We start from the raw sequence: 3,993 nt of genomic DNA on the forward strand, positions 1-3,993 counted from the left end.
GGTTAAATTCAATCAACCATTCCGGCAGATTTTTGCTGAATCCTGCCATACAATTCTGATTGGTCTCGTCGAGCAGATGAAATCAAACTGACCGTGTCGAGGTGGCTGGGCGATCACCGCGTCGATAGAAAACGCCGAACGCGCCATGCCTCCAGAACCAGAAGGGGGGACGCGACGATCAAGGCCTCCCAGGGGTTGCTCCAGCCATTCAGGCTCAGAATATGGATGAAGCCGATGATCGAGGCCGCATAGGTCAACCGCTGCACGGATTTCCAGCGTTGACCAAGGGTATGCACAGAGGGTGTGTTGGACGTCATTGCCACGGGCAGAAACAAAAGCAGCGCAATCCACCCGGTCACCATGTCGAACCGGTAGAGATCTGTCAGGATCGACGGCACGCTTTCAGTCTCAAGCAGATAGAACCAAGTGTGAAGCAAGGCATAGCCAAAACTCGCAACACCAATATGCCTACGATGCCGCGCCAGCCAGAGCGCTCCATAGCGATTACGAACGAGTTGACGCCACGGTGTCGCGAACAAGGCGACGATGACAAGAATGCCGGCGATCACACCGGTGGGATGGACCGCATGTTCGGCATATTGCAGAGTTTGGTTGCCGAACCAACCAATCGTCCATGCCACGGCAGGCGTTGCCAGAATAAACCACAGAATCCAGCGATGCAGGAGTGTCCCTGCCGTATTGTCGCCTCCGGAACGGGGAGGGGTTGTCAGTGTTGCAGTGGAAGATTGTGACGCTGATCTGGCGTTGTGGGACATAATGCGTCTGGTGTGCTGCTAAAATTCAATCCCAACTATAGGTAGTATTTTTTTATAGTCAATTCGCGTATTGAGAATGTTTTGGGGCTGACATTTTCCAGCGGACTCTGGGTCCGCCACATGGCCCCATCAGAAGGTTTCTGCGTAGGATTACCCTAAGCGAGAACATTGTGCGAACATATTCAGGTTCCCCAGTCTTTGGCTGGCCTGATGTTCAACGGCCGTGCAATTTTGCGGTCTGCGGCTCCAGAATGCCAATCGAAGTCGCCGGATAGGATGACGTGCTCCCACCCGAGGGGCGATGTGTGGGCCAGCAGTTTGACATCGTAGAGCGGGCTGGTCTGCACGAGGTAGCTGGCGGCCTTGTCCATGTAGATCGTGTTCCAGAACGTGATGGCGGCGATGACAAGGTTGAGCGCCATGGCCCGTTTCTGTTGGGCCGCATCAGAGCGATCATGAATGCGGCCTTGCGAGTGGGCAAAGACGGCCCTGGCCAGCGAGTGGCGCGCTTCACCCTTGTTCAGACCCGCATGGCATTCCATGCGCAGATCGGCGTTTTCGATCCAGTCGAGCATGAAGAGCGTGCGTTCGATCCGGCCGATTTCACCCAAGGCAAGGTAGAGCCGGTTTTGCTGGCGGTACGCCCCAAGCTTGCGCAGGATTTCAGACGGTTTGAGAGACTTGTCGCGGATGCTGGCCGCGAGCCGCATGATATCGCCCCAATACTGCCGGATCACCTCTTCGTTGACCGGCTTCCCGATGAGGGGTGACAGGGTGGGCCACGCCTTCGCACCACCGAAGCATGCCAACCGCCGATCGGGAAAGTCGCGCAAGCGCGGCGCGAAGGTCATCCCCAACAGATGGAACAAGGCGAAGACGTGGTCCGACACGCCGCCGGTATCTGTGTAATGCACGAGCGGATCGAAGCTGGCTGGGTTGCTCAGCAGGCCATCAAGCACGAATGGTGCTTCACCCGAAGTTGCACCAATGACGCTGGAATGGAACGATCCGTACTGGCCCGACAGGAAGGAGTAGATTTTCAGGCCGGGATCTGGCCCGTATTTGGCGTTGATAAGGCCACTGCCACGATTGGCAGAGAAGAACTGACCATCCGATGAGCTGCGCTCCGCTGCGCCCCAATGTTGCGCGAAGGGCAGGCCATGATGGGCATCGACAATGCGGCTCAAGGCATCCGCGAATGTCTCGGGCCGAAGGTACCATGTCTGCGCCCAGGTCAGCTGCGCATGGCTGACACGTGACGAAGCATGGGCCATCCGCTCCAGGCCGAGATTGGTGGCCCCGGCAAGGATTGTAGCCAGAACAGCGGCGGGTTCATCGTGCTGCTTGCCAGACCGCAGGTCAGTGAAGGCATCGAGGAACCCGGTCTGTGCATTCACCTCCCAGAGCAATTCCGTGATGCGGATACGCGGCATCAGGGCGTCAATCGCCCGCTCCAAGCGCGCCGCAGCGGGCGGTGTGACCGCGTCATGCGGCGAAATCTTCAATCGCCCGCGCTCAATTCGGACACCAGAGAGCGCATTGCGCTTCAGGGCGCGATCAACCTGGTCCAAGCGTTTGGCCAACATGGCACGACGATCCGCCAGCCATGCTCCCGGATCTGTCTCGAAGCCCGCATCACGCATGACGGTCTCCGCTGTGTCTCGGGGCATCAGATAGCTGTCGAACCGGCGATATTCGCGACTGCCGTCGACCCAGACATCTCCCGCGCGTAGGCGATCCCGCAAAGTGGACACAACGGCCGTTTCGTACACGCGCCGCTGTGGTTGACCGTTGTGGTAAATCAGCGACGGCCAATGCTTGGCCGCGAACGGCATAGGCGGATCATCGGGCAACTTGCGTTTGCCAGTGCGGTTCTGATCACGCAGTAAGGCGATGGCATCTTTGAGGTCATCCCCCGCATCAGTGGCATTGAATTGGAAAGCCTCCAGAAAGGCGGGGGCGAACCTGCGCATATAGGCATAGCGCTCAGTCGCCAGAGAAAGCGGATCACTGGTTGCCAGTTCCCCGAAGCCGACAATTTCGTCACGCTTGCCCAAGAGAATGTCCCACCCAACGTCTGCATCCAGCGCAGCAAAGGGATCTTGCCCTGTGTCCTGCGCGCGGGCCATGGCATCAATGGACGCGCCGAAGAGCTGCATCAGCTTGCCAACCCGGGTCTTCCCCATACGCCAGACTTCCTCCTGACGATTGTGGGATCTTGAGAAGAGCTGGCCGGTCAGCCGCTCAAACATGGCGATGGCCGCATCGGTGATCGTAATGGATAAATCCGCCATCTGCGCCGCGAGTGTTGCGATCCGCCGGCGCTCACCAAAATCGTTCAGCAAGCTCACGGGTGCCACAGCGCCCTCGCGTGCGAACTTGAGCAGCCGATCCGGGTGCAGGCCGTGCCCAAGGTCTGGCGGCATGTCCAATGATCGTAGATATTTCAAGCGGTCCAGAAGTGCGGTCATGCTGGCAGGGCTGGTCGAGTACGGAATGCCGCGTAACCACGTGAGCCGTGTTTGCCCAACGGACAGGTCATTCACCAAGAGCGCCTGTAACCGGTCACGCTGCTCCGGTGAAAGAGCGTCAAACAACGCCGCAGCAGCCTCACGCCGGGCGCGCGCTCGGCCCTTCAAGGCGAGGCGCTCAAGCGTGTCTACGCTCGGCAATACCAGATGGTGCTTGCGCAAATCCGCAATCAGCGTCTCAACAATCTTCACACCATGATCCGTCGCGAAGGCCGCCTTCGTGGCGATATCCTCCGCCACTGCCATATGTGTTTTTGTGAACGGCGCCAGATCCAGACACTGCATCGCAAGAGCTTGATGCGCAGCCCGTGTTGCCCCACGGCTGGCATAATTCAGAAGGTGTGATGCCGGGAGATGCAGCTGATCCCCGAGCCAGTCCAAGAGGGCTGCTGGCAATACCACCCCATCGCGCCATCCTTGGCCCGGGTGACGGAGCAGACAGATATGGACAGCCAGCCCGAACCGGTTTTCATCGCGGCGGCGCGTCCGGATCAATTCCAGATCGGACGGTGGCAGCAGATAATGGCGCATCAGGCCATCAGGATCTGTCGGGATATCAAAGAGGTCTGCGCGGGCACGGGCGGAAAGCAATGAGCGAGGGGGTATAGGTGTCCTCAAAACGGTGTTGAAGTTTTCTGGACACGCTTTAATATGAAGACTATTAAATAGACAGATATCGATATCCG

Annotated in this window: 2 protein-coding genes; both read right to left on the minus strand. The window is 58.4% G+C overall.

The features are described 5' to 3' along the window. Positions 1 to 113: 113 nt before the first annotated feature. Positions 114 to 776: a ferric reductase-like transmembrane domain-containing protein gene (locus WBB85_RS09360; RefSeq protein WP_432638354.1), complete on the minus strand. Its 663-nt coding sequence runs from the start codon at positions 774 to 776 to the stop codon at positions 114 to 116. Between the two features lie 182 nt (positions 777 to 958). Next, entirely contained in the window at positions 959 to 3,913 is a 2,955-nt protein-coding gene (locus tag WBB85_RS09365; protein ID WP_432638355.1) for a Tn3 family transposase, read from the minus strand. Between the last annotated feature and the right edge of the window lie 80 nt (positions 3,914 to 3,993).

The organism is Albidovulum sp., from assembly GCF_049646345.1.
Taxonomy (GTDB): Bacteria; Pseudomonadota; Alphaproteobacteria; order Rhodobacterales; family Rhodobacteraceae; genus Albidovulum.